This is a genomic window from Candidatus Sordicultor fermentans (assembly GCF_012728195.1).
Lineage (GTDB): Bacteria > Atribacterota > Atribacteria > Atribacterales > Caldatribacteriaceae > Sordicultor > Sordicultor fermentans.
This window is the reverse complement of sequence record NZ_JAAYFP010000107.1, coordinates 72,955-88,806: the sequence shown is the minus strand read 5'-3', so window position 1 is coordinate 88,806 and position 15,852 is coordinate 72,955. Positions and strand designations below refer to the sequence as shown.

Here is a 15,852-nt window from a genome sequence, read left to right as displayed (position 1 = left end):
AATGAAATGCAGCTGGATGCCCTTCGAGAAGTAGGTAACATTGGAGCAGGTAATGCTGCTACTGCTTTATCTAAAGTGGTGGGAAAAAGGGTAAAAATGGAAGTACCTCTGGTTAAGATTTTACCCCTTAAAGATGTTCCTGATTGGTTGGGAGGGCCAGAGAAAGAAGTTTTAGGGGTTTACTTGACTATGTCTGGAGCTGCGAATGGCCACATTCTGTTTGTTATGACTATTGAAGACGCCCTGAAAATCATGAACATTCTTTTGGGAGACCTCACTCCTTCTCGAGAACAGGTATTGGATATGGATGAAATAGCACGGTCAGCAATGGAGGAAATAGGGAATATCCTTTCTTCTTCTTACTTGTCTGCTTTAGCCGATTTTACCGGTCTGCGACTGAATCATTCGGTTCCCGCTTTAGCTATTGACATGGCTGGTGCTATTGTGGACGTGATACTGATTGAAATTTCTAAAAGAGGCGATTATGCTTTACTTATAGAAACGGAGTTTGTGGAAGAGGAGAATAAAATAAAAGGGTATTTTATGCTCATACCAGATACTAGCTCCCTGGAGATAATCTTGCAGGCTATAGGAGTAATCTGAAATGTACAATAGAGTAGTAGTGGGAATGGCAGAGTACTGGGTAAGTAGTAATCCTGAGGATGTTCTCTGTATCCTGGGGCTTGGTTCTTGCGTAGGTTTGTGTCTTTATGATCCCCGCAAAAAAATTGGTGGCATGGTTCATATTCTCCTTCCTGAGAGTATTCCAGGTCAGAGTAATCCTTTTAAATTTGCTGATTCCGCAGTTCCTGCTCTGTGGGAAAAAGTTAAAAGCGAAGGTGCTTCGCCAGAGAATATTTTTGCCAAGATTTCAGGAGGAGCAAAAATGTTTTCGGGAACGGACTCTCTTTTTGATATTGGAAGAAGAAATGTTGAGGCAGTTAAAGCAGAACTTCAGAAATTAAAAATACCTTTGCGAGCGGATGATACGGGAGGAAATCGGGGAAGGAGCATTATGTTTTATCTTGAGGATGGAAGGTTGGAGATAAAAACCATCGGACAAAAACCTGTGGTAGTGTAAAAATGGAGGTTAAACGAGACAAAAATCTGGCGCGTCTTTTTGCTCTTTTTTTGTCCTGGGTCTTGCTTGTAGCATATCTCATCTGGGGTTTCTGGCGTAATTTAAGCTTTTTAACCCTGGTTTGGAGGGGGTTTTTGCTTTTTTCTGTAACTTATATAGTTATATTTTATTATTCTTTATGGATTATTTCTCTTGGTGGAAATAAAGAAATGGAAATAAGAGATGAATCTGACTCCAGAGATTGAAAACATAGATAAAATCTGGGATAGTTATTCTAAGACTAAAGACCCCGTAGAACGGGAAAAATTAGCAGAACATTATCTCTATCTGGTTAAAATAGCTCTGGGAAGACTACTTTATATTCTCCCCTCTCATATAGATAGGGAGGATTTAGAGAGCTACGGAGTAATTGGTTTACTCCAGGCTTTAGATCGTTATCAACCAGAGAAGGGTTTAAGGTTCGAGACTTTTGCTCTTTCTCGAATTAGAGGAGCAGCGTTAGATTATTTGCGAAGCTTAGACCCCTTGACTCGCCGAGAGCGCCGGGGCTGGAAAGAGGTTATGGCTGCTTACCAAAAGTTGGAAGGAGAAAAAGGGCGAGAACCGACATTATCACAAATAGCAGAAGAGCTAGAGGTTTCTGTAGAAGAGGTAACCTGGATAATAGAGCGAGGTAAGTCTGCCTTTTTCTTTTCCTTAGATGAAGAAAAGGAAGAGGGAGAAAAACTTATTGACGGAGTGAAAGAAAAACGCTTAATGTTTAATCCTGAAGCTCTTCTGGAAAAAGAAGAGCTGTTAGATTATTTGGGAAAAGCTATTGAAGAGCTACCAGAGAGAGAAAGATTGAGTATTACTCTTTATTATTTTGAAGGCTTAACTCTCAAAGAAATTGGTGCTATTTTGGAGGTGAAAGAGTCACGAGTTTCTCAAATCATTTCTCGTGCTCTCTTAAAATTAAAAGCAAAACTTTCCGATTGGAAGTAAAAGGAGGTACGATTGCTCAAGTCTCTTAAACTATTAGAAGAGGATAATCGGATTCAGCTTTTTATTTCTGGTGATGGCTTACGGGCAGAATTAGTGGTTAAGAAACCCCTTATTGAAGAGGAACTTTCCTCTTATGAGGAGTTAAAAGACTTTTTGGCTAGCAGGGGAATAGTCGCAGGAATAAAAGAGGAAGTACTGGAAGAGGGGAAAAAGCTTCTTCAGGAAGAAGGTCGTTACCTTATTGCTGAAGGGAAAAGACCACAGAGGGGAAAGGATGGGGAAGTAAAAGTTTTGTTTACCCAGGAACTGGAAAAGAGGTGGGAAGAAGACGAGAGCGGAAGAGTAGATTTATTTGATTTTGTGAAAATACCAGAGGTGAAAGAAGGAGACTTATTGGCGGAGCTTATCCCTCCGAGAGAAGGCATACCGGGTCAGGATGTTTTTGGAAAAGAAATTCCTGCTTTGCCGGGTAGGCCGGCTAAAATAAGAGTGGGAAAGAATGTGGAGTTAATAGAAGAAGGCACTAAAGCCATTGCTAAAGTGGCGGGAAGACCGGTGTTGGTGGGTAAAACCATATCGGTTTTGCCTCTTTTTGAAGTAGATGGAGATGTGGATGTCTCGATAGGTAATATTTCTTTTGTTGGTTCTATAATAGTTCGAGGAACAATACGTAGTGGCTTTAAAGTAGAGGCAGAAGGAGATATAGAAGTCTGGGGTAACGTAGAAGCGGCTACTGTGCAGTCACAGGGAAACGTCATAATAAGGGGGGGAATATTTGGGCGAGAAAAAGGGTTGGTGAGAGCAAGAGGAGATGTAAAAGCTAAAGTAATAGAGAATGCTATAGTAGAAGCAGGTCAAGATGTTATAGTAGGAGAAGCAGTGTTTCACAGCCAGGTTTCTGCCGGGAGAAAAGTGATAGTAAATGGTCGGAAGGGTCTCGCGGTGGGAGGAAGGATAAAAGCGGGAAATTTAGTGTGGGTAAAAACTCTGGGGTCACCTATGGGTACCAGTACAGAGGTGATGGTAGGCATAGACCCTGCTCTCCGGGATGAGTATAATTATCTCTTAGAAGAGTTAGAAAAGGCAAAAAAACAACTTGCAGAAGGGGAAAAAGCTTTCCAGGCTATTGAGGAGCAGCGAAATGCAGGGAAGAATCTTGATCGTCGGATGGTTGAAATTTTAGAGAGACTCAAGAAAACCTGCCGGTTGGCTGAAGAAAAAAAGAAGTTCTGTGAAGAACGGTTAGAAGAATTGGAAGAAATAATTTCTGGAGGAGAAGGGAAGGTCTTGATAGAGGAAAAAGTCTATCCTCAGGTAAGAATCACGGTGGGCAATCTTGCGTATCTTGTGAGAGATGAAATTCCTTATGCCTCCTTTTACAAAAAAGATCAGGAGGTGGTAATGGGAAGCTTCGAGAGACCTCGAAGCTAAGAGGGTGATTTTATGGTAGATCCGGTAAGTATGCAAAATGTAGTAATTCGTTCTCCTGAGGTAGCACGTATTCAGAAAGTGGAAAATGACGCCTCCACTTTATCATCTTACGCTTTAGCTCAAGAAATACAGGGTCAAGCTCAAAAAGTAGAGAGGGAAGTAATTCCTTCTCCAGAAACCGACCGTTATACAAGGGAAGAGGAAGGGAAAAAGAGAAAAGAAGGAGACGTAGTAGATACAGCAGATGCTGAGAAAAAGAAAAAACAGGAAAAACAGCTAGATGTAAAAGAGGAAAAAGGAAACATAATTGATATTAGAGTATAAAAATAGCTAATTATTCCTTTTCCCTTGAAACCCCTCAATTTATTCCAGTGCTGGATGCCGCCGGTTGGGTTGCAGTAGAAAGCAGTGAAGCATTTTTCATCTCGCTTTTCAAGAGGAATTATAGAAGGATGCTCCTTATACTGAGAAAATGTTTTTTCTCCCCCAGTGGTTTTCATCTTTTACGTTTTTAATCTTTTTCTTTTTTTTGAGTGCTCTTTCTCCAGTGTGGTTTTAAATTCTTTTTTTGCTTGTATTTTTATTTTTAAATATTTTACATCGTAGATTTTCTGCTTTCTCCCTCAACGTTGGAGTGTTTTTCCTCCAACATAATTTTATCCTTTTTGCTTTTAATCTCTTTTCTTTAATCTTACACCATATTTTATGTTTTTAGTTTTTTTGGGATTATAGAGGGCAGTTCTCCTTCTTGTGTGAGGAAGATTTTTTCTCTCAGTCGTTTTTTTAGTTTTTTTGTGTTTTTCAATCTCGAGCTGTGAATTGTTCTTTCGGTGACAGAACAGGAAAATATCACAAGCCGCTCTTTTCCCCGGTTTGGGCTATAGAGGTGCCGGATAGTTATAGTATTTATTGGCTTTTACGCGAAGACGTTTTGAGCTATCTTTTTAATCTGTGTTACAATTTCTTTGAAGAGGGAAAGAGGTGAAAAATATGGAAATGGAAATCAAAAAAGACGTTTACGTTCTCACCGGAGAAATTGCTGATCTTCTTGAAGAAGGAAAGTATAGTGAGGTAAAGAGACGCGTCAGCCTTCTTCATCCTGTGGATGTTGCTGAGATTATAGCTTCTCTTGATGTCCAGAAACAGGTGCTTCTTTTCCGTCTTCTCAAAAAAGATCAGGCTATTGCAGTGTTTGAACAACTTGACTTTGAGCAACAGGAAAATCTTCTTCACCATTTTACCGATGAGTGGGTAGCTAAAATTTTGAATCAGATGTCTCCTGATGACCGAATGGAGCTTTTTGACGAACTCCCTGCTAAAGTGGTCAAAAAGTTTCTGAACCTCTTAGAGCCGGAACAGCGTAATATTGCTGCTAGCATGTTAGGATATCCAGAAAATAGTGCCGGCAGGATCATGAGTCCCCATGTCATCGATTTAAAAGAATTTTACACAGTAGAACAAGCTCTAAGCCGGATTCGGCGTTTGAATCCACCAGAAGAACTTGCTTATACTGCCTATGTTATTGATGCGGAGCGTCACCTTCTGGGAATATTGACTTTGCGAGATCTTATTCTTGCTTCCCCGGAAGAGCGAGTAGGAGATATCATGAGTCGGGATTTTGTTTTTGTTTTCACTGATGATGATCAGGAAAAGGCGGCTCAAATCGTTCAAAAATATGATCTTTTTTCTGTACCGGTTGTTGACCGGGAAGGCCGATTGGTGGGAGCGGTAACCATTGATGATGTTATTGATGTTATGGAGGCAGAAGCTACGGAAGACTTACATCGTTTGGCTGCTATTGTGACTACCGAAGATGAATATCTCCGTGCTCCTCTGGGGAAAAAAATTAAAAGTCGCTTTTTGTGGCTCGCTATTCTTCTCATCATGGGGACTTTCACGAGCTTTGTTATGCAAAGCTTTGAAGGTATTCTCCAGGCTGCTGTAGCACTCTCCTTTTTTATTCCTATGCTTACCGATACCGGTGGAAACGTAGGAAGCCAATCCACTGCTGTTGTAGTGAGAGAACTGGCTCTGGGGAGAATTGAAGGTCCTTCTCTCTGGAAGATGATTTTCTCTGAAGCTCTTATCGGTGGAATTTTGGGGATTCTTCTAGGAATTGTTGCTGTTGCACGGGTCATTTTTCTTCGAGAATCACTACTTCTTGGTCTGGTGCTGGCAATTTCGGTATGGATAATTGTTTTTATTTCCAATCTTGTGGGTGTATTTTTGCCGGTGCTTTTCAAAAAAATGAAACTCGACCCCGCCATTGCTGCTACACCAGTAATTACTACGATAGTGGACATTATAGGGGTTTTCATGTATTTAGAGATAGCACAGAAAATCTTACCACTGTAAAACGATTAAAGTCATTCCTGAATTGGTGCTACAACATAGATAAAGGAAATGATAGAACCTTTTGTGATAAAATAACGAAGTGGAGAAGAAGCTTATTCTTCCAGAGACTGAAGGAAAAGGGTGAGAGGTTTGAAGATAGGAATTGGTTCTGATCACGCCGGTTTTGTATTTAAAGAAGCGATAAAGGAGAAGCTATTAATAGAGGGATATGAAATAGTCGACGTAGGCACTCACGATGAACATCCGGTAGCCACTGCTCCTTACGCTCAGGCAGTCGCCGAGGGGTTATTAAGTGGTGACTTTGAGAAGGGTATTCTCATCTGTGGAACAGGTGGGGGAATGTCAATTTCGGCTAACCGTTACCCGGGTATCCGGGCGGTACTCTGTTTTAATCCTTTTACTGCTCGTATGGCTCGCAGTCATAACGATGCCAATGTTTTAGTTATGGGGTCTCGTACTATTGCTTTATCTCAGGCGCTGGAGTTAGTAAATATTTTTCTTTCTACTCCTTTTGCTGGAGGAAAGTATGCTGAAAGACTTAAATACTTAGAAGAGATTGAAAAGAAAGTAGGGAAGATTTTCGAGAAGCGCTTTGCTTGAAAAAGTGACATCCTTGTTTTTTTTAGATGGGTTGAAGTGTTTGTTAACTTTGGGAGATAGCTATGATAGGGGATAAAATGAGAAGAGGCCGGCACGCCGAGCTGAAAGTTGATACAGTAAAGAGTAAAATAGAGAAGGTGAAAAACATTGCTGCTTAAAATAATGGATCGTTATCTGATCAAAGATAGCACTAGTGGCATGTTCACCTGGGTGGGAGCGGTAACCGTTATAATGCTGGTACAAACTCTTTTTGAACTGGCTGATTTCTTTGTTAATAAAAAAGTTCCTTTTCTCATTGTTTTGGAAATCCTCCTTCTTTACATTCCTGCTCATATGGTGATGACTTTTCCTATTTCTGGCTTATTAGCTTCGGAACTCAACTTAGGACGTCTTTCCCGGGATAGCGAATTGATAGCCATGGAGGCCAGCGGGATAAGCTTAAAAAGAATTATTTTACCCTATATCATTTTTTCTATTCTGGTAAGCGTGGGTTCTTTCGCTCTCAACGATGTAGTAGTTCCCGAGACCAATCACCGAGCGCAGGTTTTAATCCGGGAATATGTCTATAAAGAAGGCCCTCCAAAAATTGAGAAAAATGTGTTTTTCCGAGATGCCCAGAACCGCTATTTTTATGTTAACGAACTGGATAATGAAACTTGGGAGATGAAAGATGTAATAGTTTATGAAATAGGTAAAGGTCGTTCCTTTCCTGATGTGATTCTGGCTAAAAGTGCTCTATGGTTAGAAGACCGCTGGTTATTGAAAGAAGGGGTGGTACATCGTTATGATGAGAGAGGCCTGCTCACTCAGGAGATTGAATTTTCTGAGATGATTATAGATATGAAAGAAGAACTTAAAAGCTTTTTTACCGAACAGAGAAGTCCGGAAGAGATGCCTTCTCGAGAATTAAAAAAACAGATTGATATTCTGAAAGAAGCAGGGGCTAAAACTGAAAACTTTGAAGTAGCGTATCATCTTAAGTATTCTATTCCTTTTTCTGCTCTGGTTTTTATGTTGATGGGAATACCTTTAGGAGTTCAACGTACTAAAGATACAAGAACCATAGGAGTTATCGTTACCGTTATATTAGCCTTTGCTTATTATATGTTGCTCTCCATTTTTCGTTCTCTGGGAAGAGGAGGGATAATGGAGCCTATGATAGCAGCCTGGATGCCCAATATTATTTTCGGTCTGCCTGGTCTTATCCTATATTTGACGGTGGACAGGAAGTGAGGTATAAAATGAAAAAGATCTCTTTTTATCTGATGGTATTGGTGCTGGTCATTTCCTGTAGTGGAGGATGGTTAAGAGCTGAAGAAAAAAACCTTTTTGACCAGGCCATAGAAGCCCGGGGAAGAGGAGAGAATCAAAAAGCACTGAAAATCTTAGAGCGGTGTGTAGAAGAAGGAATAGAGGTGCATCGAGCTTACTTTGAGATGGGGAAAATACTCCTGGAGCAGGGAAAATATCGGCGAGCTATCTCTGTTTCTGAGAAAGCCATAAAGGCTTATGAAGAGTATTTGGAAGCTCATCCTGAAGATCATAGCGCCTGGTGGGAACTGGGTTATATTTATGAGGTTAGAAGTGATTACTCCAAGGAGTGGGATAAAGCTCAAGAGGCTTTGGAGAAAGCGGTAGAGCTTTCTCCTTCTAATTCTTTTTACCTCCTCCACTTGGGTTGGGTTTACTATAAAAAAGGAGACAGTGAGGAAGCTGAGGAAGCTTTTAGAAAGATCCTGAATAAAAACCCTAAAAATTTCCAGGCTCGTTATTTTTTAGCTGCTACATTGATTGAAGAAGGAAGGAAAGAGGAGGCTAAGGAAGAATTAACTTATATTTTAGAAGAATCTTCTAAAGAGGAGATAGCGTATAATTGGGCAGAAGAAAAATTGAAAGAATTGAAGGGGGAATCTTGATGAGGGAAAAAATTATCTTCTTAGGAGTAAGTTTAGTCTTAGTGGTTGGTATTTTTTCCGGCTGTCTTTCGGTTACAGAGAAAGGTTCCCTGGAAGGGGAAGTTTGGGGAGAAAGCGAGCCTCTTGTGGGAGCAGTGGTAGAAGGAGGAGGATGCACAGTGTTTACTGGTGAGGGGGGGAAGTTCCTTATAGAGGGGTTGTCGTCTGGAGAGCATTACTTTTTCTTTTCCTATCCTGAGTATACGGGTAAAGTGATAAAGGCGGAAGTAAAAGCTGGAGAAACGAGAAAGATTAGTCAGGAAGGTAGGGTATATTTAGTCCCCGAGGATGAGGAAAGCCTTAATAATTATATTATTGAGCTCTATAGTCTGGGTTTTTATGAGCGAGCCCTTTCTCAGGCGGATTTGTTCCTTGCTAATTATCCAGGAGGAAATTCACTACCTCAGGTTCTTTTTATTAAAGGAGCTTCCTTTTATTACCTGGGGGATTTCCAGAATGCCATTTCTTTTTTGTCTTATGTTAGAGACAATTACCCGAATAATGAATTCTCTGATGATGCACAGTATCTCTTAGCTAAAAGTTTTGGCGAAGGGCTAAAAGACTATGGACGCGCTATCACAGAATACGAATGGTTGGTGAATAATTATCCAGGAAGTGAATTTTTAGGCGTAGCTTACTTTGAGATGGGGGATTGTTATTACATTTTAGGTTTTTATCAAGAAGCCTATTCTAATTATGATAAAGCTCAGAGCTATGGTGGTGAAGCAGGAAGGAAGGCTCTCTATTCTGCTGCTCATTGTCTCTATAAATTGGAAAATTACCCGGAGGCGGCGCTTCTTTTTTCCAAATACGTAGAGCTCTATCCTCAGACCGATATATCAGATGATGCTCAATACTTTGTCGGCGCTGCCTGGTATAAGGCTGAAGAATACAGTAAAGCCTTAGTAGCCTTTCAAAATTGCGTTAATAATTATCCACAGGGAACCTGGTACAATGGAATTCTCATTGCTCCAGCAGCCCTTCTTAATCAAGGGCTTTGTCTGGAAAAACTGGGCAGATATCAAGAAGCTTACAACATTTATCTTCGAATTATCCGGGAGTACCCCGGAGCCAAGTGGGCCGATGGTAGCTCTTTAATTAAGAACGTTCAGTTTCGTATTGAATGGCTTAAAAATAACATTTTGTAGATTAACTAACATGTATGAAGAAAAAAGTGATCGGGAAATCATTACCGAGGTATTGAATGGTAATGATGACCTGTTTTATTTCTTAGTGCGCCGTTACGAAAAGCAAATTTTAAATTATATCTATCGTTTAGTAAAGCAGAAAGAAGAAGCAGAAGACCTGGCTCAAGAGACTTTTACCAAGGCTTTTTTTGCTCTTCATCAATATAATCATTCCTATGAGTTCTCTACCTGGCTTTTTCGGATTGCCCTTAATGTTTGTCGAGATTACTTCCGGCGAAGAAAAATTCTCTTTTTTTCTCTTAATACCCCGGTGGGGGAAGAAGAAGAAACAGAATGGGGAGAATTGATAGAGCAAAACTCCTTTCTTGACCCTGATGGAGAATTGGATAACCGGGAATTACGGAGGGAATTAGAAAAAGCCATTGATAATCTTCCTCTTAAATTCAAAGAAGTAATAGTCTTGCGTCATTTAGAAGGTTTATCTTATAGCGATATTTCTGAAATTACCAATTTACCGGTGGGTACGGTAAAAACTTATCTTCATCGCGCTCGTAAAAAACTCCAAAAAGAGTTAAAAGAATATCTGGATTAAGCGAGGGAAAGTGGTCTAGCAGGCTGCAGAATGGACCACAATGAGCTAGTTGGAATAATAGGAGAGAGCCAAAGCTAAGACGAAGATTGAAAGCTATTTTGATTACAGTACAAGAGGTGATGGAAGTGACGAGTCATTTATTTACAATGCAGGAATCACTGAAAAGAATTTTCTAGGCCAGTTTAGTTTACTTTGGTATTCTTTCTTTGAGGCTTTTTCTTATCGAGACAAATAACGGAATACTCTCATACCCCAAATTTAACATAAACTCAGGTATTAATCTTCTTTCAGGTATCAGGAAAAATTATTTACTTTTTTTCCTCGCTTGACAATTTCCAGAGTTCCTCATCACTTAAGCCAAAATAATGTCCGATTTCGTGCCACAGAACCTTCTTTACTTCCTCTGGCCAATTTTTACCGGCTACTCTTTCCAGATTTCCTAGATAAATTACTATCCGGTCGGGCATAACCAGGTTGTAACTTCTATTCCTTCGAGGAAGAGGAATACCCTGATAAAGTCCTAGTAAAAAGCGAGACCCAAACTGCTTTTGAATCTCGGGATCCGGGTAATCTTCGACTACAAATTCTACATTACTTATACTATTTTTGAAAAGGGGAGGGAGCTCTTCCAGAATTTCTTCTATTAAGAGGGAAAGTTGCTCTTTATCTATTGCCATGGTAGTCTTTTTCCTCCTTTCTCTATCAGAATATTAAAATTATACCTCATAAGGAATGGATAATCTGATATAATTGAGAACCAGGGAGATTTAAAGAAAAAGAATGGATACTAGAAATCACCATTTTATTAGCCAATGGGGTCTGAGCCATGCTGTAAATGACATTTACTGGTTTGTTCTACCTTCTATTTTGCCGCTTCTTTTAGAACAATTTGGATTGAGCTATAAATCAGCTGGTGTCATTCTTACCCTTTATTTAGGAGCTATTGCTCTCTTTTCTTTTATTTTTGGAAAACTTACTGATTCTCTTTCTCCTTTCACTCTCATAGGAGGGGGATTTTTGATAGCTTCTTTAGGCTTTTTCCTTTTAGGATGGGCAGGTAATGTCTTTGTTTTTATTTTCTTTCTTTTTGTCGCCGCTTCAGGAGTGAGTACTTATCATCCGGCAGCTTACGCTTTAGTAAGTGATAGTACCGATAAACAAAAAGGAACTCAATTAGGAAACTTTGAGTTCTGGGGAGCTTTGGGAATTTTTATTATGTTTCTTCTCTATGGAGCTCTCTTGCAGAAAATAAGTTGGAGAGGAATTCTTTATGTTACTGCCTTTCCTGGAATAATAATTGGCTATTGTTTTCTCAAGATATTTCCCAGACCAGGAAAAGAAAAACAATCTCATTTCTCTTCTTCTCCTCGGGAAACAGGATCTTCTCTTTCTTTGGGAGTCCAAATCCTTTTTTTTCTGGCTTTAGCTTTGAGAATTTTAAGTATAACCGCTATAGTAAATTTTGCTCCTACTTATCTTGTTAAAGAAAGAGCTTTTTCTCCCTCTTCTGCCAATTTAGTTACTGGTGTATTGTTCTTAGGGGGAATGCTTGCTACTTTAGTTCTGGGTAGGTTAGTAGACCGCTTTCCACCTTTCCCTTTTATACTATGGATTTCTGCTCTTACCATTCCTATCATATGGGTTCTCGCTTATGTACAAAACGCTATTTTTTTGATGATTCTCTTCTTTTTGTTGGGGAGTTGCTGGTTAGGATTTATGCCTGCCCAGAACTATATTCTCTCTTCTTTTTCTTCTCAGGGGAAAGGGCAAATTTTTGGTTTGATGATGGCTGCTACCACTTTAACTAATGCATTTGCTCCTGGTCTTTTTGGTTTAGTAGCCGACCGGATAGGAATTAGTTCCTCTATCAGGTTTTTTTCTTTGTTTGTAGCTCTAAGTTTCTTAATTTTTCTTTTGCTCTTTCCCCATTTTTCTTTACAGAGACATTCTTAAAATCTCTTCCACGTCCTTTTCATCTAAAACTTTTGTTACCCCTAAATTTCCTGATTTGACTGCCATTCTGGCCATTTCTGTTAATTTTTCTTCGCCAATTCCTGCTTCTCTTAAAGTAGTGGGAGCGCCAATTTCTCGAAACCATTCTCGGGTTCTTTCAATTCCTGCCAGTCCCAATTCCTGGTCGCTTTTATTGGCTCGAGGAATTTCCCAGACTCTTTCTGCAAACTGAGCAAATTTGTGAGGGATAACATCCAGGACATACTTCATCCACTGGGGAAAAATTATAGCTAATCCTGCTCCGTGAGGGATGTCATAAACTGCACTCAAAACATGCTCTATAGGGTGGCAGGTCCACTCTCCGCCTCCTCCTGCTTCTTCTAAAAGATGGTTGAGAGCCATAGTACCACACCACATAATTACTGCTCGCCCATCATAATCAGTGGGGTTTTGTAAAACCCGGGGAGTGTATTCAATGATGGTTTTCATCAATCCTTCTGCCCACCGGTCCTGTAGGGGGGTTTCAGGAAAAGGGTGAAAATACTGCTCGAAAACATGAGCCATCATGTCGACGATACCGTTTACGGTTTGATCTCGAGGAACGGTGTAGGTATTTTCCGGATCAAGAATGGAAAGGGTGGGATAGAGGTGAGGATTGTGAGTTCCGAGTTTTTCCAGAGTTTCCTCATTGGTGATGACGGCATTGTGATTCATTTCTGAACCAGTAGCAGCTAAAGTCAAAACAGTAACCAGAGGTATTTTACCCGGGATTTTATGCTCATCGATAAAAAAGTCCCAGGGGTCTCCCGGATAGATAGCACCTGCAGCTACAATTTTTCCGGTATCAAGAACACTTCCTCCTCCCACCGCTAAAACCAGATCGATTTTCTCCTTTTTACATATAGCTACTCCTTCCCTTACCTTATCAATACGGGGGTTGGGTTTAACTCCTCCTAACTCATAAACGACAAGTTTTTCTTCTTGCAGATGTTTCATTATTCTATCGTATAACCCATTTTGTTTAATGCTTCCTCCCCCATATATAAAGAGAACTTTTTTCCCCAGCTTCTGGCATTCTTTCCCTACCCGGTCAGTTTCTCCTTTACCAAAAATTATTCTGGTGGGATTGCAGTAATCAAAATTTCTCAATTTTGTGCCTCCTCAATTTTACTGAATTTTTTCAAACTGATCTTTACTTGCTCCACAGATGGGACACACCCACTGAGGAGGTAGGTCGGAAAACAGAGTTCCAGGCTTTATCCCTGAATCGGGGTCACCAAAAGAAGAATCATAGATATAGCCACAAACCTGACATCGATAACGCTCTTTTTCTTTGGTTTCTTCGTGGTAAGTGGCAGCGGTGCGAGGGACTCTGCCTCCTTTTATATCTCGATAGTAACTATAAGTCATTGGTTCTCCACCTTTTTCGGTAAAATCGGTTTCTAATATTTCTCCCAGAAACACAAAGTGAGTACCAGCATCTAACTCATTAACCACTTTGGCTTCTAAATAAGCCACTGTATGTTCAGTGATGATGGGCATTCCTGTCTTACCCAGGCGGTGTTTAACTTGAGATAATTTGTCAGTATCTCTACCACTGCGGAAGCCAAAGAGGCCAATGAGAGGTAGCGGAGTGTTTTTTTCCAGAACTGATACTGAAAAATAGCCACTTTTCTGTATATAGGTAGAGGTTAAACTTTCTTTGTTTACACTCACCACCAGTTGAGGAGGGAAGGCGGTTACCTGGGTTAGAGCATTTACGATAAGACCGTTGAATTTTCCTTCCCATCCCGAACATAGAATGTACATCCCGCAATTTAGAGCATAAAGAGCATCTAAATTCAAGTTTGCTCTCCTTTCTATATATCGGCTAACTTTTTCATAGTTGCTTTAGTATTCTCATAAAGCTCCCTATAAATGGAGTAATATTGGTCATAAATGTGATGGTTATCTTGGTTTACTTTAATTGTTGGACGAAAGTCTACCCACTCCTTGATTCGTTCTGGTTTATCGATTACTCCCGTTCCCAGCCCGGCCAGGAAAGCATCACCAAAGGGAGCCTCTACATCTTTGGAAAGTCTTTTCATATCGAAGCCAGTGATATCGGCAAAAATTTGTACCCAGAACGAAGAGCGAGCGACTCCCCCTACTATCCAGCACTCCGGATCAAGCTTCAAGCCCGCTTTTATTCCTTCTTCCATATTGTGGCGCAAGGAGTAAGCCGCTGCTTCTAACATTGCTCGATAGACATGGGCTCGACTGTGGTAAAGAGACAATCCAAAAATAGTTCCTCGGGCATCGGGATCCCAGATAGGTGAGCGCTCACCCATGAAATAAGGTAAAACCACCACTCCTTCGCTTCCTGGGGGAATATCTTGAGTTTGTAGTTCTAATAGGGTGTAAGCTGATATGCCGGTATTTTTTTCTACTTCTTTCTCGTATTTTCCAAATTGATCCCTGAACCAGCGGGCCAGCCCTCCAGAGGTGGCACTCCCTCCAAAAGTATAAATCAACTTATCATCATAAACTACATAAGGAAAGCTAACTAATAGGGGAGTCAGATATTGTCCTCCATGCACCGTTCCCCAGCACATTGAAGTTCCAGCCATAGCTACGTGTTCTCCTTCAGATAGCACCCCGGCGGAAAGCTGAGCTACTGGAGCATCAATTCCTCCTGATACGACTGGAGTCCCTTCCTGCAGGCCAGTTTCTCTGGCAAATTTAGCATTGAGTTTTCCTACTATATCAGAGGATTTTAAAATTTTATCAGGGAGCATTCTTTTAGGAATCCCCAAAATTTCACACATTTCTTCCGACCAGGTGCGCTTTCGAATATCAAAAACTCCTCCAATGTTTCCCGCTGACGAATAATCAGTAGCTAAAACATCGGTTAGATGATAGACCACATAGTCTTTAGGAGTGACAAACTGGTAGATTTTTTTCCACACTTCTGGCTCGTTATTACGAATCCACATCATTTTGGTAAAGCCGTAATAGGAATCAACATAATTTCCAGTAATTCCGAAAATTTTTTCCTGGGGAACATGATCTTTTACCCACTGAGTTTCTTCTCGTGCTCTTCTATCCATCCAGATTAAGCAAGGATAGAGAGGTTTTATCTCTTCGTCTACTGGAATACCTGAACCCCCATAAAGACCGCTGATAGCTAACCCCGCAATCTCCCGAGGATCGACCTTGGATTTTTCTACGCACTCAGAGATAGTTTTAACCACTGCCTCTAACCATACATCAGGCCACTGTTCTGCCCAGGAAGGTCGGGGAGTGATGACTTCATACTCTTGAAAAGCATCAGTTATAAACTCACCTTTTTCGTTGACCATGACTGTTTTGGTTCCCTGTGTACCAATATCTGTTCCCAAAAGATACATTTTTATTCACCCCTTCGGCTTTAATTTCTACTATTTTACCCTACCTTGACGAATTGCTCAAAATCTATTTTTTTAAAGGGGACTTTTCTTTATTACTTTTCCTGTAGGAGAAAGAAGGTAAATACCAGACTTGTAAAAAGGGAAGTTCACTTCTTTTTCGGGATTTATAGTGTTCTGCAAAACCGGTCATGATAGTAGGGGAAGCTCCCTTGTGCTGGTGGATGATTTTTTTCACCAGTCGTATTTGCTTTTTACGTTTTTTTGAGGTTTATAAGAGGATCTCTTCCTCAATAATATTTGTTTTTTTAGACTTTTACGGTTTTTCCAGGGGCTTATAAGGGGGGCAGCACTCTCTTATAGTCTG

General features: G+C 40.4%; 17 protein-coding genes. 13 read left to right on the top strand and 4 right to left on the bottom strand.

Going from position 1 to position 15,852, the window contains the following annotated elements:
* Positions 1-6: 6 nt before the first annotated feature.
* From GXZ17_RS05460 to GXZ17_RS05405, 12 genes are all read left to right on the top strand, one after another.
* Positions 7-603 carry a chemotaxis protein CheC gene (locus GXZ17_RS05460; protein ID WP_409376294.1) on the top strand — a complete coding sequence of 199 codons (597 nt, stop codon included), beginning with the start codon at positions 7-9 and terminating at the stop codon, positions 601-603.
* Position 604: 1 nt separating this feature from the next.
* On the top strand, positions 605-1,081 hold the full coding sequence (locus GXZ17_RS05455) for a chemotaxis protein CheD (RefSeq protein ID WP_409376275.1): 477 nt from the start codon (positions 605-607) through the stop codon (positions 1,079-1,081).
* A gap of 2 nt (positions 1,082-1,083) precedes the next feature.
* Positions 1,084-1,326: a hypothetical protein gene (locus GXZ17_RS05450; RefSeq protein WP_409376274.1), complete on the top strand. Its 243-nt coding sequence runs from the start codon at positions 1,084-1,086 to the stop codon at positions 1,324-1,326.
* Positions 1,304-2,065 carry a sigma-70 family RNA polymerase sigma factor gene (locus GXZ17_RS05445; RefSeq protein WP_409376273.1) on the top strand — a complete coding sequence of 254 codons (762 nt, stop codon included), beginning with the start codon at positions 1,304-1,306 and terminating at the stop codon, positions 2,063-2,065. The genes GXZ17_RS05450 and GXZ17_RS05445 overlap by 23 nt, the downstream gene beginning before the upstream one ends.
* Positions 2,066-2,077: 12 nt before the next feature.
* Positions 2,078-3,496, top strand: coding sequence for a DUF342 domain-containing protein (locus GXZ17_RS05440; protein WP_409376272.1), 1,419 nt, complete (start codon positions 2,078-2,080; stop codon positions 3,494-3,496).
* A gap of 12 nt (positions 3,497-3,508) precedes the next feature.
* The gene (locus GXZ17_RS05435; RefSeq protein WP_409376271.1) at positions 3,509-3,820 is read left to right on the top strand and encodes a hypothetical protein; all 312 of its coding nucleotides are present in this window, start codon (positions 3,509-3,511) and stop codon (positions 3,818-3,820) included.
* 666 nt (positions 3,821-4,486) lie between these two features.
* A complete protein-coding gene (mgtE, locus tag GXZ17_RS05430) occupies positions 4,487-5,851 on the top strand; it encodes a magnesium transporter (protein WP_409376293.1) in 1,365 nt (454 codons plus the stop codon).
* 120 nt (positions 5,852-5,971) lie between these two features.
* On the top strand, positions 5,972-6,451 hold the full coding sequence (rpiB, locus tag GXZ17_RS05425) for a ribose 5-phosphate isomerase B (RefSeq protein ID WP_409376270.1): 480 nt from the start codon (positions 5,972-5,974) through the stop codon (positions 6,449-6,451).
* Between the two features lie 147 nt (positions 6,452-6,598).
* Positions 6,599-7,684, top strand: coding sequence for an LptF/LptG family permease (locus tag GXZ17_RS05420; protein WP_409376269.1), 1,086 nt, complete (start codon positions 6,599-6,601; stop codon positions 7,682-7,684).
* Positions 7,685-7,692: 8 nt separating this feature from the next.
* Entirely contained in the window at positions 7,693-8,367 is a 675-nt protein-coding gene (locus tag GXZ17_RS05415; protein ID WP_409376268.1) for a tetratricopeptide repeat protein, read from the top strand.
* Positions 8,367-9,554 carry a tetratricopeptide repeat protein gene (locus tag GXZ17_RS05410; protein ID WP_409376267.1) on the top strand — a complete coding sequence of 396 codons (1,188 nt, stop codon included), beginning with the start codon at positions 8,367-8,369 and terminating at the stop codon, positions 9,552-9,554. The genes GXZ17_RS05415 and GXZ17_RS05410 overlap by 1 nt, the downstream gene beginning before the upstream one ends.
* Positions 9,555-9,564: 10 nt before the next feature.
* Positions 9,565-10,146: an RNA polymerase sigma factor gene (locus GXZ17_RS05405; RefSeq protein WP_409376266.1), complete on the top strand. Its 582-nt coding sequence runs from the start codon at positions 9,565-9,567 to the stop codon at positions 10,144-10,146.
* A 308-nt stretch (positions 10,147-10,454) separates the two neighbouring features.
* Here GXZ17_RS05405 and GXZ17_RS05400 read toward each other — a convergent pair whose 3' ends face one another.
* Positions 10,455-10,823, bottom strand: coding sequence for a metallopeptidase family protein (locus GXZ17_RS05400; protein WP_409376265.1), 369 nt, complete (start codon positions 10,821-10,823; stop codon positions 10,455-10,457).
* 103 nt (positions 10,824-10,926) lie between these two features.
* On the opposite strand from GXZ17_RS05400, the gene GXZ17_RS05395 reads away from it, so the two are divergent.
* Entirely contained in the window at positions 10,927-12,099 is a 1,173-nt protein-coding gene (locus GXZ17_RS05395) for an MFS transporter (RefSeq protein WP_409376264.1), read from the top strand.
* Here GXZ17_RS05395 and GXZ17_RS05390 read toward each other — a convergent pair.
* From GXZ17_RS05390 to GXZ17_RS05380, 3 genes are read right to left on the bottom strand one after another with little or no spacing between them, the layout of a single operon-like run.
* Entirely contained in the window at positions 12,082-13,248 is a 1,167-nt protein-coding gene (locus GXZ17_RS05390) for an iron-containing alcohol dehydrogenase (protein WP_409376263.1), read from the bottom strand. The two genes, GXZ17_RS05395 and GXZ17_RS05390, sit on opposite strands and share 18 nt — an antisense overlap.
* Positions 13,249-13,266: 18 nt before the next feature.
* A complete protein-coding gene (locus tag GXZ17_RS05385; protein ID WP_409376262.1) occupies positions 13,267-13,944 on the bottom strand; it encodes a flavin reductase in 678 nt (225 codons plus the stop codon).
* Positions 13,945-13,958: 14 nt separating this feature from the next.
* Positions 13,959-15,488: an FGGY-family carbohydrate kinase gene (locus tag GXZ17_RS05380; protein ID WP_409376261.1), complete on the bottom strand. Its 1,530-nt coding sequence runs from the start codon at positions 15,486-15,488 to the stop codon at positions 13,959-13,961.
* Positions 15,489-15,852 lie beyond the last annotated feature (364 nt).